Source organism: Streptomyces sp. NPDC090021 (genome assembly GCF_044748225.1).
In the GTDB taxonomy this organism is placed as follows: Bacteria; Actinomycetota; Actinomycetes; order Streptomycetales; family Streptomycetaceae; genus Streptomyces.
In genome coordinates this window covers 45,236-63,404 of the sequence record NZ_JBIVFO010000001.1, presented here as the reverse complement: position 1 = coordinate 63,404, position 18,169 = coordinate 45,236, and the positions used below count along the sequence as shown (strand labels likewise).

Here is an 18,169-nt window from a genome sequence, read left to right as displayed (position 1 = left end):
TCGAACGAGGTCACCACTCGATGCCCTTCTGGCCCTTCTGGCCGGTGTCCATCGGGTGCTTCACCTTGGCCATCTCGGTGACCAGGTCCGCGAACTCCACCAGCTTCTCCGGCGCGTTGCGGCCGGTGATCACCACGTGCTGGCTGCCGGGACGGTTGCGGAGCACCTCGATGACCTCGTCGACGTCGATCCAGCCCCAGTGCATCGGGTACGCGAACTCGTCGAGCACGTACAGCTTGTGCGTCTCGGCGGCCAGATCGCGCTTGACCTGCTCCCAGCCCTCCCTGGCCGCCTGCTCGTTGTCGAGCTGCGCGTCCCGCTGGACCCAGGACCAGCCCTCGCCCATCTTGTGCCAGACGACGGTGCCGCCCTCGCCAGAGGCGCCGAGCACCTTCAGCGCGTTCTCCTCGCCGACCTTCCACTTCGCCGACTTGACGAACTGGAACACCCCGATCGGCCAGCCCTGGTTCCAGGCGCGCAGCGCCAGCCCGAAGGCCGCCGTGGACTTGCCCTTGCCCGGTCCGGTGTGGACGAAGACGAGCGGACGGTTGCGGCGCTGGCGCGTGGTGAGTCCGTCGTCCGGAACGACGGACGGCTGTCCCTGAGGCATTACGCGGCCCTCCTGGTGGTGTGGGAAGCGGAAGTGGTCACTGCGGTACGTACGTCCTTCACGAGCCCGGCCAGCGCATCGGCCCGCAGCCCGTCGAGGGTGACGGCCGGACCGCCGAGGTCGGCTGCCAGCGCCCCGGCCAGTCCCAGCCGGACCGGCCCCGACTCGCAGTCCACGACGACCGACGCGACCCCGTCGGCGGCCAGCAGCCGGGCACTGCGCGTCGTCAGCTCCCGCGGGTCGCCCCCGAGGGCACCGGCCGAGGTGGCCCGCCCGTCGGTGACCACGACCAGCAGCGGGCGGCGGCTCGGATCCCGCAACCGCTCGATCCGCAGCACCTCGTGGGCCTTCAGCAGCCCGGACGCGAGCGGGGTGCGGCCCCCGGTGGGCAGCTTCTCCAGCCGGACGGCGGCCGCGTCCACCGAGGAGGTCGGCGGCAGCGCCAGCTCGGCGGCGGCGCCGCGGAAGGTGACCAGGCCGACCTTGTCCCGGCGCTGGTAGGCGTCCAGGAGCAGCGACAGCACGGCGCCCTTGACCGCGCTCATCCGCTGCCGGGCGGCCATGGAGCCGGAGGCGTCGACCACGAAGAGGACGAGGTTGCCCTCGCGGCCCTCCCGGGTGGCCTGGCGCAGATCGTCCTTGCGGACCACCAGGCCGCGCCCGGCCCGGCCGCGCGCCCTCTGGTGCGGGGCGGCGGCGTGCACGGTGGCCGCCAGGTGCAGCTTCGTGAGCTGGCCGCGGGGACGCTGGGCGCCGGTGGTCCGGCCGTGGGCGGTGCGGGCGCGCGAACGCCGCCCGGCGGCGCCCTCGCCGAGCCCCGGCACGCTCAGCATCCTGGTGCGGAACGGCTCGTCGGCCCGTACGGCGGCCTGTTCGGGCCCGCCGGCCTCCTGGGCGGAGGGCTGGGGGGCCTCCTCGGGGGACCGCGCCGGGGGGTCGGGGGTCTGGGCCGGGGGCTGGGCGTCCTGGGCACCGCCGCCCTGCGGCGGCACCCCGCCGCCGCCGTCGGGGCCGCCCCCGTCGTCGTCCGGGCCGCCCTCGGGACCCTCGGGCCCGGGGCCAGGGTCCGGGTCCGGCTCGGTCTCGTCCTGCGGGTCCTCGTCGGGGAACCGGTCGAGGATCTCGTCCAGCTTGTCCTCGTCCAGGCCCGGCGCGTCGAAGGGGTTGCGGCGGCGCCGGTGGGGGAGCGCGAGCAGCGCGGCCTGGCGCACGTCCTCCTTCAGCACGGTGGTCCGTCCGGCCCAGGCGGCCAGCGCGGTCGCGGTCCGCGCCATCACGATGTCGGCCCGCATGCCGTCGACCTCGAAGCCGGCGCAGGTCGCGGCGATCTGCAGGAGCGCGGTGTCCCCGAGGCGGACCTGCGGCAGCAGGGCCCGCGCGGCCACGACCCGGGCGCGGACCTCGTTCTCGTCCCCCGACCAGCGGGCGGCGAAGCCCGCGGGATCGTCCTCGTAGGCGAGGCGGCGGCGGACGACCTCCACCCGCTGGGCGGGCTCGCGGGACGCGGCGACCTCCACGGTCAGACCGAAGCGGTCGAGGAGCTGCGGCCGCAGCTCGCCCTCCTCCGGGTTCATGGTGCCGACGAGCAGGAAGCGGGCCGCGTGCCGGACGGAGACGCCCTCGCGCTCCACGTACGAGGCGCCCATCGCGGCGGCGTCGAGAAGGACATCCACCAGATGGTCATGGAGCAGGTTCACTTCGTCCACGTAGAGAATGCCGCGGTGGGCGTCGGCGAGCAGGCCCGGCTCGAAGGCCTTCACGCCCTCGGCGAGGGCCCGTTCGATGTCGAGGGCGCCGACGAGACGGTCCTCGGAGGCGCCGACGGGCAGCTCCACCATGCGGGCCGGCCGGGCGCCGCCGGGGCCGGACCCGTGCGGACCGTCGGGGCAGCCCGGGTCCGGCGCGGCGGGCGCGCAGGAGAACCGGCAGCCGGGCACGACGTCGACGGCCGGCAGCAGCGCGGAGAGCGCGCGCACGGCGGTGGACTTGGCGGTCCCCTTCTCGCCGCGCACGAGCACCCCGCCGACCGCCGGGCTCACGGCGTTCAGCAGGAGCGCCAGCCGCAGGTCGTCCTGCCCGACGACGGCGGAGAACGGGAAGTGGGCGCTGCTCATGAAACGGTCGCTCCTTCGAGTGGCTTGCGATGGACGTCGGTGCCGTCGTTCCGACGGTTCGCCGGGCTCGGTACCTGTTGCCCGCACCGGCGGGGACGGCCCGCTCCCGCACGAGTACCTGATCGAGCGGCTTGAGTGGTCCCCGCGACAGCGCGGGCGGCGCGCCCCCTGTCGCTCCGGCACCCGGTGCGGACAACCGGCTTCCGGCCCGTCACGGGGCGCCCGGGGGGAGGAACGGCAGGCCGGTGGGGGCGCCGGTCTCGATCAGGCCCAGCAGCGCGTGCGTGTCGGCGTGTTCCTCGATCAGGTCGCCCAGCACGTCCAGCTGTTCCTCGCGCAGCGCGGCGAACGAGGTGTCCGGGGCCGGGACGAACCGCCGCCCGGCGGCCGCCGCCACCTCCCGCAGGAACGCCCGGCGGAAGCCGTCCGACTCCAGCGAGCCGTGCCAGTGCGTGCCCCAGACCGCGCCGACGCGGCACCCGTCCAGGAACGCCTCGCCGCCGAGCACCTCGGCCACCCCGTGGTGGATCTCGTACCCGTCCACCGGTTCGCCGAGCGCGGTCCCGGTGGGCCGGGCCAGGGTCTTCTCGCGCGCGAAGCGCACCCGTACCGGCAGCAGGCCCAGGCCCTCGACCGAGCCGGCCTTCGACTCGACGTCGTCCTCGATGTGCTCACCCAGGGCCTGGAAACCGCCGCAGATGCCCAGGACGGGCCGGCCCTCGGCGGCCCGTCGCGCCAGCGCGTCGGCCAGTCCGCGTGCGCGCAGCCACGCCAGGGCCTTCACCGTGCCCCGGGTGCCGGGTACGACGACCAGGTCCGCGTCGGCGAGTTCCTCGGCGCGGTCCACGAAGCGCACCACGACCCCGGGCTCGGCCGCGAGCGCGTCGACGTCGGTGAAGTTCGACATGAGCGGCACCGCGCACACGGCGACGCGCAGCACGTCCTCGCCCACGGGCGGCGCCACCACGGACTCGCGCACGGCGCCGCGCAGCGAGACCCGCAGGCCGTCCTCCTCGTCGATGCCCAGCCCGTGCCGGAACGGCAGCACCCCGTAGGTCGCCCGCCCGGTCAGCCCCCGCAGCATCTCCATGCCCGGCTCCAGCAGCGACACGTCGCCGCGGAACTTGTTGACCAGGTAGCCGGCGATCAGCGCCTGGTCCTCGGGGGAGAGCAGTGCCGTCGTCCCGAAGAAGGACGCGAAGACCCCGCCGCGGTCGATGTCGCCGACCACGACCACGGGGAAGCGCGCGGCCCGCGCGATGCCCATGTTCACGATGTCGGTCCGGCGCAGGTTGATCTCGGCCGGACTGCCGGCCCCCTCGCAGATCACGGCGTCATACGTGCCCCGGAGCTGCTCCAGGCAGTCCGTGACGATGCCGAGCAGCTGCTCCTGCCGCCCGCCGTGGTAGCCGCGGGCGCTCATCTCGCCCACCGGCCTGCCCAGCAGCACCACCTGGCTGCTGCGGTCGCCGCCGGGCTTGAGCAGCACCGGGTTCATCAGCGCGGTCGGCTCCACGCGGGCCGCCTGGGCCTGCATCGCCTGGGCGCGGCCGATCTCGGCGCCCTCCCGGGTGACGAAGGAGTTCAGCGACATGTTCTGCGCCTTGAAGGGCGCCACCTTCACGCCCTGGCGGGTCAGCCAGCGGCAGATGCCCGCCGTGACCACGCTCTTGCCCGCGTCCGACGTCGTACCGGCGACCAGCAGTCCGCCGCCGCGCCTCGTGCCGCTCATGCGCGTCCCCCTCGTACCCCTCGTACTCGTCCCACCAGCAGCCGGGCGGCCACGCAGGCGCCCAGGGCCAGCCACGTCACCCGGCGTGACAGCCGTACCGCGCGCTCGATGTCCGCGACCTCCACCGGCCGCCCCTGCGCGCCGTTCAGCACGGCCCGGTGCTCGACCCGGCCGCCGTAAGCCAGGGTTCCGCCCAGTCTGACGCCGAGCGCCCCGGCGAAGGAGGCCTCCACGGGCCCGGCGTTGGGGCTCGGGTGCGCGGCGGCGTCCGCGCGCCAGGCGCGCACGGCCCCGCGCCGGTCGGGGCCGGCCACCACGGCGGCCAGGGCCGTCAGCCGGGCTCCGGGCCACCCGGCGAGGTCGTCGAGCCGGGCCGACGCCCAGCCGTAGCGCAAGTGGCGGGGGGACTTGTGGCCGACCATCGCGTCCAGCGTGTTGACGGCGCGGAACGCCAGCAGTCCGGGGACCCCGGCGACGGCGCCCCACACCAGGGCCCCGACCACGGCGTCGGAGGTGTTCTCGGCGACGGACTCCACGACGGCCCGGGCCATCTGCTGCCCGTCCAGGGAGTGCGGGTCGCGGCCGCACAGGTGCGGCAGCCGCTCGCGTGCCACCTCGACGTCGCCGACGGCGAGCGCGCCGCCGATGGCACGGGCCTCACGGCCCAGCGAGGTGCCGCCCACGACGGCCCAGGTGGCGGCGGCGGTCAGGGCGATACGGGCGGCTGCCGGGCGGGAGCGCACGGCGCGGGCGCCCAGCGCACCGACGGCGGCCGCGCCCCCGGCGCACAGCAGGGTGTGCAGGACGCCGCGGGCGCGGTCGTCACGCCACAGGGAGCGCTCGACTGCGGCGGCGGCTCGTCCGAAGGCGGCCACGGGGTGCCCGCGGCGGGGATCACCGAGGATCCGGTCGCCGATCAGGCCCGCCGTGGCGCCGTACGCGAAAACGCGATCGGCACGCATGGTGGCAGGTATGTCCTCACTCAGGGTCCGCGCCCTGGTTCGACGTGTCCGGCGGCGAGAGTTCCTGGCTCCCGGGACGCACGCGCGGCGTGCGCTCCCCGGTGACAGTGGCGGGACCGCGCCGGATTCGCACCGGACTTCCTCTCCATGCCGCCGTATTGGCTCGGGCAGTCCACCACGCAGCCGGAAGGCCCGTCAACTCGCCGTTGACCTGCGGTGCGGCCGGGCCCGGAGATGCGGAAGCCCCCTCCGGGACGAACCCGGAGGGGGCTTTCACGCCGTGCCCGCGCTGCTGCGGGGGATCAGGCGACGATCAGGTAGATCCCGTACGTCACGGCCGCCGTGACGAGCGCGAAGCACAGGTACGCGCCGCTGCGGGCCAGGGTGGCGCTGCCGCCCTGCTCGGTGGCGGCCTCGTGCTTGGACAGGCCCACCAGGCCCAGGGTGAACAGGGCCACGAGGGCGACGGTGGCGAAGAGGCTGACCCCGAAGACGGAGCCGAGCGCTTCCCAGTCGATCTTCATACTGCCGATTCCTCTGTGTGTCTCTGTCTCGGTCAGACCGTGGCGGCCGGAGCCGCCGGGGTCTGCGTCGCGGCCGGGATGGTGGCCTTGAGGTCTTCGTCCGTGACGGCGGCGGTGGTGCCGGCCGCGGCGACGGTCGGCGGGACGGTGACGGCCGCGATGGCCGTGGTGACGACGCCCGGTGCCGCGGCGTCCGCCTGCTCGACGTCGTTGACGTTGTGGTGGTCGACGACCTGGCGGCGCGAGATGAGCCAGATGGCCAGGCAGGAGCCGACCAGGAAGACGGTGACGGCGGCGATGCCGATGTCACCGACGCGCATGACCAGCTCGGCACCGGCCGAGACCAGCGCCGCGGCCGGCAGGGTCAGGCCCCAGGCGACGAACATGCGGGTCGCGGTGGACCAGCGGACCACACCGCCCTTGCGGCCCAGGCCCGCACCCATGACCGCGCCGGAGCACGAGTGGGTGGTGGAGAGCGAGAAGCCCAGGTTCGAGGAGGCGAGGATGACGGACGCGGCCGAGGTCTGGGCGGCGAAGCCCTGCTGCGGCTGCAGGTCGGTCAGGCCCTTGCCCATGGTGCGGATGATGCGCCAGCCGCCCAGGTAGGTGCCGAGCGCGATGGCCAGACCGGCGGAGACGATGACCCAGACCGGCGGGTTCGCGTCGGGCGCCAGCGCGCCGCCGGCGATGAGGGCCAGCGTGATGATGCCCATCGTCTTCTGCGCGTCGTTGGTGCCGTGCGCGAGGGAGACCAGACCGGCAGAGGCGATCTGACCGGCGCGGTAGCCCTTGGCGGAGGTCTTCTCGCCGACCTTGTCACCCAGCTTGTAGGTGAGCTTGGCGGCCAGGTACGCGGCGATGCCGGCGACCAGCGGCGCGGCGATCGCGGGGATGAGGACCTTGGTCACGACGACCCCGCCGTTGACCGCGCCGATGCCGGCGGAGGCGACCGCGGCACCGATCAGGCCGCCCATCAGGGCGTGGGAGGAACTGGACGGGAGTCCGACCAGCCAGGTGACGAGGTTCCAGAGGATCGCGCCGACCAGCGCGGCGAAGATCACCTCTGGCTGGATGCCTTCCTCGTTGACCAGGCCCTTGGAGATCGTCTTGGCGACCTCCACGGACAGGAACGCGCCGACGAGGTTGAGCACGGCGGACATGGCCACCGCGGTCTTGGGCTTGAGGGCGCCGGTCGAGATGGTGGTGGCCATCGCGTTGGCCGTGTCGTGAAAACCGTTCGTGAAGTCGAACACGAGAGCGGTGATGATCACGATCCCGAGGAGAAGCGTTATGTGCTCCATTTACCCAGGCTTCTGTTTGGCGTCAGTGGCTCGGCGAACCTAGGCAACCTGGATGAACAGAAGGTGAACTGACTCCGGCGGAGCGGTGTACGGGCACGGGGCGCGATCGGGACATTCGTCCTGATTCTTACGTAGATTTCGGCGTAAGTGCAGGCCAAAGCCGGGTGAATGCGCGCCTCCGCGTGTCCCCGGCGGCGCCCGCCGCCACCCCTGGCGCCCCTGGAAAGAGACCCAGATCACTCTCCCCGCGTAGACCCGGAGGGATCCCCTCCGGTGGCTCTCCGGACTCTGTGCGACGAAACTGGAACGGTGCGTACCGTTACTGCGGCGGCAGCGGCCGTCACCACCACCCTCATCGGCGCGGGCGCGGCCGCCGTGGCGGCCGGCCGGTACGCCGCCGACGCCGCCCTGCGCCCCCGGCCCGGTACGCCCCTCCCCGGCGGACCGCGGCTGAGCGTGCACTCCGCGGGCGACGGCAGGATCGCGCTGACCCGCTCGCTCGCCTCCCTGCGCCCCGGCACCTACGGCCTGGCCGCGCCCGGGGCGCACGCCGTCGTCGGGCCCGTCCTCCCGGACGCCGAACACGGCCCGGACACCGTCGTGCGCAGGCTCCTCGCCGTCACCCACGGCAGCCTGGCCCCCGGCACCCGGGTCACCCTCACCCCCCAGGTGCACATCGGCGACCCGCGCACCGCGCTCGGGCTCGACCACGCCGACGTGGACATCCCCGGGGAGCTCGGCGCGCTCCCCGCGTGGTTCGTCCCCGCCGCCCGGGACACCTGGGTGATCACCGTGCACGGACTCGGGTCCGGGCGGGAGCACCCCATGGTGGTCATGCCCTTCCTGCACCGGCACCGGCTGCCCGTCCTGGACCTCGGCTACCGCGGCGACCTCGGCGCCCCCGAACCCCCCGACGGCCTCGGCCACCTCGGCGAATCCGAATGGCGGGACCTGGACGCCGCCATCCGCTACGCCCTGCGCTACGGCGCCCGGCGGGTGGTCCTGCACGGCTGGTCCACCGGCGCGACCATGGCCCTGCGCGCCGTCGAGCGCTCGGCGCTCGCCGACCGGATCGCCGGCCTGGTCCTGGACTCGCCCGTGCTCGACCGGCACGCCACCCTGCGCGCACTCGTCGCGGCGCGCCGCACCCCGGCTCCCGTGCTGCCGCTGGCGGTACGGGCCGCCGAGAGCCGCGCCGGACTGCGCGCCGACCGTCTCCCGCCCGGCGCCGACCCCGGAGCGCTGCGGGTCCCCGTACTGGTCTTCCACGGCCCGGACGACGCCCTCGCCCCGTGGGAACCCTCCCGCAGGCTCGCCGCCGCCCGCCCCGACCTGGTCACCCTGCACACGGTGCGGCAGGCCGGGCACGGGGCGATGTGGAACGCCGATCCCGCCGGTTACGAGGAAGCCCTGCGCCGCTTCCTCACCCCTTTGATGTGAAGGCCGTGTGACGGAGCGGGCCCTGCGGGCGGCTTGTCCCGGTCTGCCCCCGGGCCGGGGGTGGAAGGAGCCGATTCCGTTTGGGCTTTCGGCCAGTGACGGGCGAGACTGCTTCCGTGACGTCCCGAAAGCCTGATGAGCAGTTGGCTCGCGACTCCAGACTCCGACTCGTCTCCCCGCGCTCCGTCGCCACCGCGCGCAAGGCGGTGACCGACCGACGCACCCGCCCCGCCCCGCGGCCCCCCGCGGGCACCCCGGCCACCGCCGACCTCGCGAACCGGGCCAGGGCCTCGCTGGCGGACGCCGTACGCCTGACCCGCTGGGCCGAACGCAACCTCGGCGCGGTGGACGGGGGCCGGCCCGCCCCGACGGGAGCCCTGCCCGCCGCCGACGTCGAACGTGCCGCCGCCGAACTGGGCCTCACGCACGGCCAGATCCGCGTTGGCTGGGACCGCGCCCGCCTCGCCGGCCTCGTCGAGGTGCACGGAGGCCACGCCCGGCCCGGCTGGCGGCTGCGCGCCTGGGACCGCGACGACACCGCGGTACTGCGCGGCTGGGTCGCCCTCTTCGACGCCTGGTCGCTGGTCCACCCCGCCCCCGCCGACATCGCCCCCGCGGTCGTCGCCGAGGTCGTCGAGGCCATGCCCCAGCTGCTCTCCCTGCTCCAGCTGTCCGCGGGCCCGGTGACCGTCCCCGACCTGCTCGACCTGCTCGGGCAGCGCGTCACCGAACTGCGCGACGAGCGCTGCGAGATCCCCTACGAGGCGGAGCCCGCGGCGGCCCGGACGGCCGCGGCCGCCCCCTGCGCCGAGGCCCCGCCGGTTCCGCTCGCCCGGCTGCTGCGCTGGGCGCTCGGTGGCCTCGCCGCCGTGGACGCCGTCACCCTCGGACCCGCCCGGGCCACCCTCACCCCGCTCGGCAGCTGGGCCGTATGGGTCAAGCTGGAGCAGATCTGCGTCGCGGCACAGAGCCCCGCCGGGAACATCGAGCAGTCCGCCGCCGCCATGCTGCACGGCTGCGCACGGCTCACCCCCGGCCCGGCCCGCGCCGAGTACCAGGCCTGGCTCGCCGCCCGGCCGGTCGGCCACGCCGTCGCCGAACTCCTCCAGGCCGCCCGCGGCGAGGACGCCCTGCTGCGCGGCCTGGCCTTCGAGGCGCTGCGCGTGGTGGGCGCGCCCGCCGAGCCCGAGGTGCGCGCCACCGTGCGCGAGCCCGCGCTGCGCCCGTACGCGCTGCTCTGGCTCGCCGAGCACGACGGGGTCGACCCCGACGAGGCGCAGGACGTGCTCACCGCGGAGGAGTCGACCTGGCTCTGGGTGGACACCGCCGCAGCCATCGCCGACCACGGCGAGGCCGATCTGCTGGCCCGCCACCTGGACTCGGCCGTCCGCACCACCGTCCCCCGGCTGCTGGACGAGGTCCGTGCGGTCGGCCATCCGCGCACCGTCCAGGTCCTGGTCGCGCTGGCCGCGGCGCACCCCGACCCGGCCCTGGCCAAGGCGGTCCGCCGGGCCGCCTTCCAGGTCCACACCGGCGGCGCCTGACCCCGGCGCTACGCGCGTACGCGCCGCGGGTTCTCAGGCCTGCGGCGCGTAGGTGCCGAAGCTCCAGATGTTGCCCTCACCGTCCCGGGCCATGTAGTCGCGGGAGCCGTAGTCCTGGTCGGTGGGGCCCATCAGGATCTCCACACCGTGCTCGACCGCCCTCAGGTGGTGGGCGTCCACGTCGTCGACCACCACGTAGACGCCCGCGGGCCCGGCGCCCTCCATGGCCTTGTCGAAGGCCCCGCCGGTGCCCGTGCTGCCCAGCATCACCACACCGTTGCCGTACGCCAGCTCCGCGTGCACCACCGAGCCGTCGTCCCCCTCGTACACCGCGACCTGGCTGAAGCCGAAGGCCTCGGTCAGCAGCTTGATGGCCGCCTTCGCGTCGCGGTAGACCAGCGTGGGACAGATGGACGGAACGCCTGCCATGACGATCACTCCCTCTCGTGACGGTGACCCGCGTCACACAGCATGGCAGGCGTCGCCGACGGTCAGCGGAAGGTGTTGCACTGGGCCATGTCGCCCGTCCGGTAACCCTGGTAGAACCACTGCCGGCGCTGCTCGGCCGAGCCGTGCGTCCAGGACTCCGGGGTCACCCGCCCCTGGAACCTCTCCTGGATGCGGTCGTCGCCGACCGCCGCCGCCGCGTCCAGCCCGTCCCGGATGTCCTCGTCGGTCAGCCGGGTGATCAGGGGCCGCCCCGTGGACTCGTCCGGGGTCCGCGTCGCGTTGTGCGCCCACACCCCCGCGTAGCAGTCCGCCTGCAGCTCGACCCTGACCGCGTTGCTGTCCGCGCCCTGCCGGCCGTCCTGGGCCCGCTGGAGGGTGCCGGTCAGGTTCTGGATGTGGTGGCCGTACTCGTGGGCCACCACGTAGGCCTGGGCGAAGGGGCCGCCGCTCGCGCCGAACTTCGTCCGCAGCTCGTTGAAGAACCCCAGGTCCAGGTACACCTGGCGGTCGGCCGGGCAGTAGAAGGGGCCCACCGCCGAGGTGGCCGCCCCGCACGCGGTGTTCACCCGGCCGGTGAAGAAGACCGTCGAGGCCGGTCCGTACCGGCCGCCGCGCCGCGTGAACTCCTGCCGCCAGAAGTCCTGGGTGCTGTTGACCACCGCGACCATCCGGCAGTCCTCGCGCGCGTTCGCGTCCTGCCCCGTCCTGCACGCCTGCTGCACCTGGTTGACGGAGGACGCGGCCGGGGCGGGCTCCTTGTCCCCGGAGGACAGCCCCAGCTGCTCCGGCCCCACACCGAAGAGCAGGCCCATGATCAGCGCGATGATGCCGACGAGGCCGCCGCCGATGGTGGCCCTCCCGCCCGGGATGCGACCGCCGCGCACATCCTTGACCTCTGAGGTGTCCAGATCGGCGTTGTCGTCGAACTGCATCCCGCACCGCCCTCCCTTCGTGAAGCCGGCGCGGCCGCATGACCGCCCCTGCGGTGAGTATCGACCCATTCGTACCGGTGCGCGCCCCAGCTCTGCCGATCCACGCCCCGGCACCTCCCCGAAGACCCTGGGCCGGACGGGTGACGCGGGGGAGCGCCGGCGGCCGCCGGGCGGTCCGGCGGTCACCCGGCCGCCGCCCCGGAAACCAGTTGCACACCCCCGGTAGAATGTCTCCCATGGCAAATCTCCTCGCGGATTAGCGGCGTCGAAGCCTCGCGTCCTGCCCCCTTCCGCCGTCCCGACCCGCCCTGGAGTATTTCCGTGATCACCGCCACCGGCATCGAGCTGCGCGCCGGCGCCCGCGTCCTCATCGAGTCCGCCTCTTTCCGCATCGCCAAGGGCGACCGCATCGGCCTGGTCGGCCGCAACGGCGCCGGCAAGACCACCCTCACCAAGTGCCTCGCGGGGGAGGGCCAGCCCGCCGGCGGCTCCATCACCCGTTCGGGTGAGGTGGGCTACCTCCCGCAGGACCCGCGCACCGGTGACCTCGACGTCCTGGCCCGCGACCGGATCCTGTCCGCCCGCGGTCTCGACGTCCTCATCAAGAAGATGCGGATGAACGAGGAGCGCATCGCCACCGGCTCCGGAGCCACCCGCGAGAAGGCGCTCAAGCAGTACGAGCGCCAGGAGACCGAGTTCCTCACCAAGGGCGGGTACGCCGCCGAGTCCGAGGCCGCGACCATCTCGGCCGCCCTCAGCCTCCCGGACCGGGTCCTCGGCCAGCCGCTGCACACCCTCTCCGGTGGTCAGCGCCGCCGTGTCGAGCTTGCCCGGATCCTCTTCTCGGACGCCGACACCCTCCTCCTCGACGAGCCGACCAACCACCTCGACGCCGACTCGATCGTCTGGCTGCGGGACTACCTCAAGAACTACCGCGGCGGCTTCGTCGTGATCTCCCACGACGTCGACCTGGTCGAGACCGTCGTGAACAAGGTGTTCTACCTGGACGCCAACCGGTCCGTGATCGACGTCTACAACATGGGCTGGAAGCTCTACCAGCAGCAGCGCGAGGCCGACGAGAAGCGCCGCAAGCGCGAGCGTCAGAACGCCGAGAAGAAGGCCGCGGCCCTGAACTCGCAGGCCGACAAGATGCGCGCCAAGGCCACCAAGACCGTCGCCGCGCAGAACATGGCCAAGCGGGCCGAGCGCCTGCTGTCCGGCCTGGAGGCCGTCCGCGTCTCCGACAAGGTCGCCAAGCTGCGCTTCCCGGACCCGGCGCCCTGCGGCAAGACCCCGCTGACCGCCGAGGGTCTGTCGAAGTCGTACGGCTCCCTGGAGATCTTCACCGACGTCGACCTGGCCATCGACAAGGGCTCCCGCGTCGTCATCCTGGGCCTCAACGGCGCGGGCAAGACCACCCTGCTGCGCCTGCTCGCGGGCACCGAGCAGCCCGACACCGGCCAGGTCACCCCCGGCCACGGCCTCAAGCTCGGCTACTACGCCCAGGAGCACGAGACCCTGGACCCGGACCGCACCGTCCTGGAGAACATGCGCTCCTCCGCGCCCGACCTGGACCTGGTCGAGGTGCGCAAGACGCTCGGCTCGTTCCTCTTCTCCGGCGACGACGTCGACAAGCCCGCCGGAGTCCTCTCCGGCGGTGAGAAGACCCGTCTGGCCCTGGCCACGCTGGTCGTCTCCTCCGCGAACGTGCTGCTCCTCGACGAGCCCACGAACAACCTCGACCCGGCCAGCCGCGAGGAGATCCTGGGCGCGCTGCGCACGTACAAGGGCGCCGTCATCCTCGTGACGCACGACGAGGGCGCCGTGGAGGCGCTGGAGCCGGAGCGCATCATCCTGCTCCCGGACGGTGTCGAGGACCTGTGGGGCCCGGACTACCGGGACCTGGTGGCCCTCGCCTGACCGCCGCCCGGCGGCGCCGGGAGGTGCCGGGACGGCGTCCCGGCTCTGATCCAGTTCCTTATGGATCATTCGGCTCAGGGGTGATCCATCATCTGAGTGAGACGGTCTCGTACCGTTGCGCGTCGTACGACGGCCCCGGCCGCACCCACGGAGGTGCGCGACCGGGGCCGTCGATTTTCCGCGGTCCGGCCCCTGACCAGGAGATTCGCGCACAGGGCGGCCAAGTGTGACGGAAGTCATGCAGCGGAAGGGGGGATTCCGTTCTGCTCGGGCGTCCATGGCTCGCGAAATGCCGTCGTACCGACCTTGCTGAATGGGTGGCCAGGAAGCCGGGGAGGGGTGATCATGAGAAGTCCAGAGCGCACTTCCCACGAGGAGGCACGGGTGGCCGAGACTCTGAAGAAGGGCAGCCGGGTTACCGGCGCCGCGCGCGACAAGCTCGCGGCAGACCTGAAGAAGAAGTACGACTCCGGTGCGAGTATCCGGGCGCTGGCCGAAGAGACCGGCCGGTCCTACGGATTCGTCCACCGGATGCTCAGTGAGTCCGGGGTTTCGCTGCGTGGCCGCGGTGGCGCGACGCGCGGCAAGAAGGCGGCTACGGCCTGACCCCGGCCCATCGGATCCAACGCTCCAACGGCTTCAAGGCTCACATGATCCGACGTTCCCTTCGGTGACCCCCGGTCGGCCACCCGGCCGACTGGGTGGTTACTGTGCAGTCACTTAGGCCGAGCTTGCGGCCGACTGCACACCGGAGGCACACGGATGGCTCTGCTCGACAAGGACGGCGTACGACTCATCGTCGACGACACGGTCGCCACGGTGACGCTGACCAATCCGGCCAAGCGAAATGCCCAATCCCCCGCGCTCTGGCGGGCTTTGGCCGAGGCGGGCAGGTTGTTGCCGGGCACCGTCCGGGTCGTCGTGCTGCGCGGCGAGGGCAAGTCCTTCTCCGCCGGACTCGACCGGCAGGCGTTCACCCCCGAAGGTTTCGAGGGCGAGCCGTCCTTCCTCGATCTGGCGCGCGGTTCCGACGAACGGCTCGACGCCACGATCTCCGAGTACCAGGAGGCGTTCACCTGGTGGAGGCGTAACGACATCATCTCCGTCGCCGCCGTGCAGGGGCACGCGATCGGCGCCGGCTTCCAGCTCGCACTGGCGTGCGACCTGCGCGTGGTCGCCGACGACGTGCAGTTCGCCATGCGCGAGACGAGCCTGGGCCTCGTCCCCGACCTGGCCGGCACCCAGCCGCTGGCCTCGCTGGTCGGGTACGCCCGCGCGCTCGAGATCTGCGCGACGGGCCGATTCGTGCACGCCGAGGAGGCGGAGCGGGTCGGTCTCGCCAACCTCGTGGTTCCGGCGGACGAGCTCGACGCGGCCGTCCAGGACCTGACCACCGCCCTGCTGGCCCCGCCCCGGGACGCCGTGATCGAGACGAAGACGCTGCTGCGCGCCGCCCAGGCCCGGCCGTACGACGACCAGCGCGCCGCCGAGCGCGCGGCCCAGGCCCGTCGCCTGCGGGACCTGGCGGGCCTCTCGGACTGACGCCACCCCACGGCGTGCCGGAAGGCGCCCCGGGAGCACGCCGACCGGCGTAGTCCCGGGGCGCCTTTGTGGCTCCGCGCGCCTACCGTGGAGCGGAGTGAGTCCGTACACGTGAAGGGACACGCGATGACCGACACCGCATCAGGGGGCTCCCACAAGGCACCCGGCGACCGGGGGCGCACGACCATCGCGGACGGGGTGGTCGAGAAGATCGCCGGACTGGCCGCCCGTGAAGTGGTCGGCGTGCACGCCCTGGGCACCGGCCTCTCCCGTACGTTCGGCGCCGTCCGGGACCGCGTCCCCGGTGGCGACAAGGCCGCGGTCACCCGCGGGGTCAAGGCGGAGGTCGGCGAGGTCCAGACCGCCCTCGACCTGGACATCGTCGTCGACTACGGCGTGTCGATCCGTGACGTGGCACGGGCCGTCCGTGAGAACGTCGTCTCCGCCGTCGAGCGGATGACCGGCCTGGAGGTCGTCGAGGTCAACATCGCCGTGGGTGACGTCAAGCTGCCCGACGAGCCCGACGAGGAGCCGGAGTCCCGACTCCAGTAGCCGAGAGGAGCCCCCACATGAGCATGGCGGTCGCCTGCATGCTGGCCGGCATGGCCCTGGGATTCGCCGGCTACTTCGGTGGCTTCGGTGCCTTCCTGCTGGTCGCGGCCCTCGGAGCCGTCGGCTTCGTCGCCGGTCGCTTCCTCGACGGGGACCTGGATCCCGGGGACCTGTTCCGCCGCCGCGACGACCGGCGGAGGTGAGCCGCGGATGAGCCCCCTGCCGCAGGCCACCCCGCCGGGCCCCACCGCGCCGCCCACCGGCGCCCGGCCCACCCCGGCCGAGGTGGCCCCCGCCGACCGCGGGGCCATCCGCATCGCCGACCGGGTCGTCGCCAAGATCGCGGCGCAGGCCGCCCGGGAGGCCCTCGCCGGCAGCTCCGGCGCACCTCCGCACGCCACCGTCACCGTGCACCACGACATCGCCCGGGTCCGGGTGGGCGTGGAGCTCGACTACCCCGGCGACCTCGCGGCCCAGTGCGCCGCCGTACGCAGCAGGGTCGTACGCCGTGTCGAGGAGTACGCGAACATGTCCGTGCCCGAGGTGGACGTCCACATCGAGCAACTGCACTCCGTCCACACCCGGACCGGCGCCGGGCGGGACCGGCGGCTGCGATGACGGCACACCGCTTCCGGTCCGCCCGCCGCATCCCCGCGGCCCTCGTCGCCCTGCTCGTGCTCGGCGCGGCCGGCCTCCTCCTCTACGACCTGGCCGCCGTACGCGCCGACCGCCCCGCCATGGCCTGGCGCCGGGAACTCGCCCACCGGCTGGAGCTCTACACCCCGGCCGACCCGTGGGTACAGGTGGCCGGCGGGGTCCTGGCCCTGGCCGGTGCGGTGCTCCTGCTGCTGGCCTTCACACCCGGCATCCGCCGGATCCTGATGATGCGGGGCCCCGACGGGGACGGCGAGCCGGAGGACGGCCCGCCGCCGCTGCGCGCCGGGATCGGCCGCAAGGACGCCGCCCAGGTGCTGCGGGACCGGGCCATGGAGGTGCCCGGCGTGCGGTCCGCCCGGGTCCGGATGGGCCGCTCCCGGGTCCGGGTGCGGGCCACGTCCCACTTCCGCGAACTGGACGAGGTACGGGCCGACCTGGCCGCGGTGATCGCCGTCGGGATCGAGGAACTGGGCCTGGTGCACCCGCCGCGGCCGCGTCTGCGGGTCAGGAGGCGAGCGGATTGATCGGGATCGTGAACCGGACCCTGCTGGCGGTGGTCGGCGCGGTCCTGCTGGCGGCCGGGGTCGTCCTGCTGACGGCCGTACGCCCGCTGAAGGGCCGCGCCGAGCCCCTGCTGACCGCCGCCGACCGGCGCAGGTACCTGCATGCCGACGGCTGGTGGTGGTGGGTGCTGATCGCCGCCCTCGTCGTGTGCCTGCTGCTGGCCCTGTGGTGGCTGCTGGCCCAGCTGAAGCGCGCCCGGCTGCGGACGGTCGCCGTGGACACCGGGGACGGTGCCTTCGCCCTGCTGCGCGGGCGCGCCCTGTCGGACGCGGTGGCCGCGGAGGCCGGCGCCCTGGACGGGGTCGCCGGCTGCCGGGTCGCCCTGCGCGGCCGCCGCGGCTCGCCCGCACTGCGGTTCGCGGTGGAGCTCGAACCCCACGCCGTCCCGGCCGACACCCTGGCCGGACTGGCGGGGCCGGTGCTGACGCACGCCCGGACCTCCGCGAACCTCCCCGCACTGCCGGCGGAGGCCCGCTTCAAGGTGACCTCGCACCGCGCCCGTCGCGTCAGCTGAGGACCGTCGCGGCAGCCGCCGCAGGGCGGCTGCCGCAGCGGACGCTCAGAAGCCGTGCCGGGAGCCGCCGTCGACCGGGAGCATCACGCCCGTCAGGTACGAGGCGGCCGGTGAGAGCAGGAACGCGGCCGTGCGGCCGAACTCCTGCGGGGTGCCGTACCGCCGCAGCGGGATGCGGGACTCGTTGCCCGCGCGGGAGGCGTCGGCGTCGCCGGACAGCGCGTCGAGCTCCCGCACGCGATCGGTGTCGATGCGGGCCGGAAGCAGGCCGACGACGCGGATCCCGCGCGGGCCGAGCTCCACCGAGAGGGACTTCGCGAAGCCGGCCAGACCCGGGCGCAGTCCGTTGGAGATGGTCAGGCCGGGGATCGGCTCGTGGACCGAGCCCGACAGGACGAAGCCGATGACCCCGCCCTCGCCCAGGACCGCGGCGGCCGCCCGGGCCAGACGCACCGCACCGAGGAAGACCGACTCGAAGGCGGCCGACCACTGCTCGTCGGTGCTGTCGACGGCGAAGCCCGGGACGGGGCCGCCGACGCTGATCAGGACGCCGTCGAAGCGGCCGAAGCGCTCGTGCGCGGTGGCGATGAGCCGCCCGGCGGCCGCCGGGTCCGCGTTGTCCGCAGCCGCGGCGGCGGCGTTCGGGCCGAGTTCGGCGGCGGCCTCGGTCACCCGCTTCTCGTCCCGGCCCGTCACGAGGACCTTCGCGCCGTCGGCGATCAGCTCCCGGGCGGAGGCGAAGCCGAGGCCGCGTGAGGCCCCGGTGACGATGTAGACACGGTCTTTCAATCCAAGATCCATGCCCGACACG

The 18,169-nt window shown here is 73.9% G+C and carries 19 protein-coding genes and 1 riboswitch; of the genes, 10 read left to right on the top strand and 9 right to left on the bottom strand.

Annotation, left to right across the window (positions count from 1 at the left end):
* Positions 1 to 10: 10 nt before the first annotated feature.
* From cobO to ACIPXC_RS00305, 6 genes are all read right to left on the bottom strand, one after another.
* Positions 11 to 610 (bottom strand): cob(I)yrinic acid a,c-diamide adenosyltransferase, encoded by a 600-nt coding sequence (gene cobO, locus ACIPXC_RS00330; protein ID WP_401611649.1) that lies wholly within the window; start codon positions 608 to 610, stop codon positions 11 to 13.
* Positions 610 to 2,724: a putative cobaltochelatase gene (locus ACIPXC_RS00325; protein ID WP_401611646.1), complete on the bottom strand. Its 2,115-nt coding sequence runs from the start codon at positions 2,722 to 2,724 to the stop codon at positions 610 to 612. Before ACIPXC_RS00325 ends, cobO begins: the two co-directional genes overlap by 1 nt.
* Before the next feature lie 211 nt (positions 2,725 to 2,935).
* A complete protein-coding gene (locus ACIPXC_RS00320) occupies positions 2,936 to 4,456 on the bottom strand; it encodes a cobyric acid synthase (RefSeq protein ID WP_401611643.1) in 1,521 nt (506 codons plus the stop codon).
* Positions 4,453 to 5,418: a cobalamin biosynthesis protein gene (locus ACIPXC_RS00315; RefSeq protein ID WP_401611641.1), complete on the bottom strand. Its 966-nt coding sequence runs from the start codon at positions 5,416 to 5,418 to the stop codon at positions 4,453 to 4,455. The genes ACIPXC_RS00320 and ACIPXC_RS00315 overlap by 4 nt, the downstream gene beginning before the upstream one ends.
* A 58-nt stretch (positions 5,419 to 5,476) precedes the next feature.
* Positions 5,477 to 5,563, bottom strand: a riboswitch (cobalamin riboswitch).
* 157 nt (positions 5,564 to 5,720) lie between these two features.
* Entirely contained in the window at positions 5,721 to 5,942 is a 222-nt protein-coding gene (locus ACIPXC_RS00310) for a hypothetical protein (RefSeq protein WP_046775416.1), read from the bottom strand.
* Between the two features lie 32 nt (positions 5,943 to 5,974).
* The gene (locus tag ACIPXC_RS00305) at positions 5,975 to 7,243 is read right to left on the bottom strand and encodes an anion permease (RefSeq protein ID WP_401611638.1); all 1,269 of its coding nucleotides are present in this window, start codon (positions 7,241 to 7,243) and stop codon (positions 5,975 to 5,977) included.
* Between the two features lie 309 nt (positions 7,244 to 7,552).
* Between ACIPXC_RS00305 and ACIPXC_RS00300 the strand changes: the two genes are divergently transcribed.
* Positions 7,553 to 8,683, top strand: a complete 1,131-nt coding sequence (locus ACIPXC_RS00300) for an alpha/beta hydrolase (protein ID WP_401611635.1) — start codon at positions 7,553 to 7,555, stop codon at positions 8,681 to 8,683.
* A 116-nt stretch (positions 8,684 to 8,799) separates the two neighbouring features.
* Positions 8,800 to 10,227, top strand: a complete 1,428-nt coding sequence (locus ACIPXC_RS00295; RefSeq protein WP_401611632.1) for a hypothetical protein — start codon at positions 8,800 to 8,802, stop codon at positions 10,225 to 10,227.
* A 33-nt stretch (positions 10,228 to 10,260) separates the two neighbouring features.
* Here ACIPXC_RS00295 and ACIPXC_RS00290 read toward each other — a convergent pair whose 3' ends face one another.
* Positions 10,261 to 10,656, bottom strand: coding sequence for a VOC family protein (locus ACIPXC_RS00290; RefSeq protein WP_386456341.1), 396 nt, complete (start codon positions 10,654 to 10,656; stop codon positions 10,261 to 10,263).
* Positions 10,657 to 10,718: 62 nt separating this feature from the next.
* A complete protein-coding gene (locus ACIPXC_RS00285) occupies positions 10,719 to 11,609 on the bottom strand; it encodes a neutral zinc metallopeptidase (RefSeq protein ID WP_401611629.1) in 891 nt (296 codons plus the stop codon).
* A 321-nt stretch (positions 11,610 to 11,930) separates the two neighbouring features.
* Between ACIPXC_RS00285 and ACIPXC_RS00280 the strand changes: the two genes are divergently transcribed.
* The 8 genes from ACIPXC_RS00280 to amaP all read left to right on the top strand — a co-directional run bounded on the left by ACIPXC_RS00280 (position 11,931) and on the right by amaP (position 17,358).
* A complete protein-coding gene (locus ACIPXC_RS00280) occupies positions 11,931 to 13,529 on the top strand; it encodes an ABC-F family ATP-binding cassette domain-containing protein (RefSeq protein ID WP_030962157.1) in 1,599 nt (532 codons plus the stop codon).
* Between the two features lie 384 nt (positions 13,530 to 13,913).
* Positions 13,914 to 14,135, top strand: a complete 222-nt coding sequence (locus ACIPXC_RS00275) for a helix-turn-helix domain-containing protein (RefSeq protein WP_030010789.1) — start codon at positions 13,914 to 13,916, stop codon at positions 14,133 to 14,135.
* Between the two features lie 156 nt (positions 14,136 to 14,291).
* Positions 14,292 to 15,071, top strand: a complete 780-nt coding sequence (locus tag ACIPXC_RS00270) for an enoyl-CoA hydratase/isomerase family protein (protein WP_401611626.1) — start codon at positions 14,292 to 14,294, stop codon at positions 15,069 to 15,071.
* Positions 15,072 to 15,197: 126 nt separating this feature from the next.
* A complete protein-coding gene (locus ACIPXC_RS00265; protein ID WP_107081198.1) occupies positions 15,198 to 15,623 on the top strand; it encodes an Asp23/Gls24 family envelope stress response protein in 426 nt (141 codons plus the stop codon).
* A 17-nt stretch (positions 15,624 to 15,640) separates the two neighbouring features.
* Entirely contained in the window at positions 15,641 to 15,826 is a 186-nt protein-coding gene (locus tag ACIPXC_RS00260; RefSeq protein WP_386456345.1) for a hypothetical protein, read from the top strand.
* 7 nt (positions 15,827 to 15,833) lie between these two features.
* A complete protein-coding gene (locus ACIPXC_RS00255) occupies positions 15,834 to 16,241 on the top strand; it encodes a hypothetical protein (RefSeq protein WP_401611623.1) in 408 nt (135 codons plus the stop codon).
* On the top strand, positions 16,238 to 16,804 hold the full coding sequence (locus ACIPXC_RS00250) for a DUF6286 domain-containing protein (RefSeq protein WP_401611620.1): 567 nt from the start codon (positions 16,238 to 16,240) through the stop codon (positions 16,802 to 16,804). The genes ACIPXC_RS00255 and ACIPXC_RS00250 overlap by 4 nt, the downstream gene beginning before the upstream one ends.
* Positions 16,801 to 17,358: an alkaline shock response membrane anchor protein AmaP gene (gene amaP / locus ACIPXC_RS00245; protein WP_401611617.1), complete on the top strand. Its 558-nt coding sequence runs from the start codon at positions 16,801 to 16,803 to the stop codon at positions 17,356 to 17,358. Before ACIPXC_RS00250 ends, amaP begins: the two co-directional genes overlap by 4 nt.
* Positions 17,359 to 17,403: 45 nt before the next feature.
* On the opposite strand, the gene ACIPXC_RS00240 is transcribed toward amaP, so the two are convergent.
* Complete coding sequence (locus tag ACIPXC_RS00240; RefSeq protein WP_401611614.1) at positions 17,404 to 18,159, bottom strand: SDR family oxidoreductase; 756 nt, start codon at positions 18,157 to 18,159, stop codon at positions 17,404 to 17,406.
* Between the last annotated feature and the right edge of the window lie 10 nt (positions 18,160 to 18,169).

What these genes read in the sequence shown, in the direction of transcription:
- cobO (WP_401611649.1), bottom strand. Translation starts at nt 610, where the DNA reads ATGCCTCAGGGACAGCCGTCCGTCGTTCCGGACGACGGACTCACCACG.
- ACIPXC_RS00325 (WP_401611646.1), bottom strand. Translation starts at nt 2,724, where the DNA reads ATGAGCAGCGCCCACTTCCCGTTCTCCGCCGTCGTCGGGCAGGACGAC.
- ACIPXC_RS00320 (WP_401611643.1), bottom strand. Translation starts at nt 4,456, where the DNA reads ATGAGCGGCACGAGGCGCGGCGGCGGACTGCTGGTCGCCGGTACGACG.
- ACIPXC_RS00315 (WP_401611641.1), bottom strand. Translation starts at nt 5,418, where the DNA reads ATGCGTGCCGATCGCGTTTTCGCGTACGGCGCCACGGCGGGCCTGATC.
- ACIPXC_RS00310 (WP_046775416.1), bottom strand. Translation starts at nt 5,942, where the DNA reads ATGAAGATCGACTGGGAAGCGCTCGGCTCCGTCTTCGGGGTCAGCCTC.
- ACIPXC_RS00305 (WP_401611638.1), bottom strand. Translation starts at nt 7,243, where the DNA reads ATGGAGCACATAACGCTTCTCCTCGGGATCGTGATCATCACCGCTCTC.
- ACIPXC_RS00290 (WP_386456341.1), bottom strand. Translation starts at nt 10,656, where the DNA reads ATGGCAGGCGTTCCGTCCATCTGTCCCACGCTGGTCTACCGCGACGCG.
- ACIPXC_RS00285 (WP_401611629.1), bottom strand. Translation starts at nt 11,609, where the DNA reads ATGCAGTTCGACGACAACGCCGATCTGGACACCTCAGAGGTCAAGGAT.
- ACIPXC_RS00270 (WP_401611626.1), top strand. Translation starts at nt 14,292, where the DNA reads ATGGCTCTGCTCGACAAGGACGGCGTACGACTCATCGTCGACGACACG.
- ACIPXC_RS00265 (WP_107081198.1), top strand. Translation starts at nt 15,198, where the DNA reads ATGACCGACACCGCATCAGGGGGCTCCCACAAGGCACCCGGCGACCGG.
- ACIPXC_RS00260 (WP_386456345.1), top strand. Translation starts at nt 15,641, where the DNA reads ATGAGCATGGCGGTCGCCTGCATGCTGGCCGGCATGGCCCTGGGATTC.
- ACIPXC_RS00255 (WP_401611623.1), top strand. Translation starts at nt 15,834, where the DNA reads ATGAGCCCCCTGCCGCAGGCCACCCCGCCGGGCCCCACCGCGCCGCCC.
- ACIPXC_RS00250 (WP_401611620.1), top strand. Translation starts at nt 16,238, where the DNA reads ATGACGGCACACCGCTTCCGGTCCGCCCGCCGCATCCCCGCGGCCCTC.
- ACIPXC_RS00240 (WP_401611614.1), bottom strand. Translation starts at nt 18,159, where the DNA reads ATGGATCTTGGATTGAAAGACCGTGTCTACATCGTCACCGGGGCCTCA.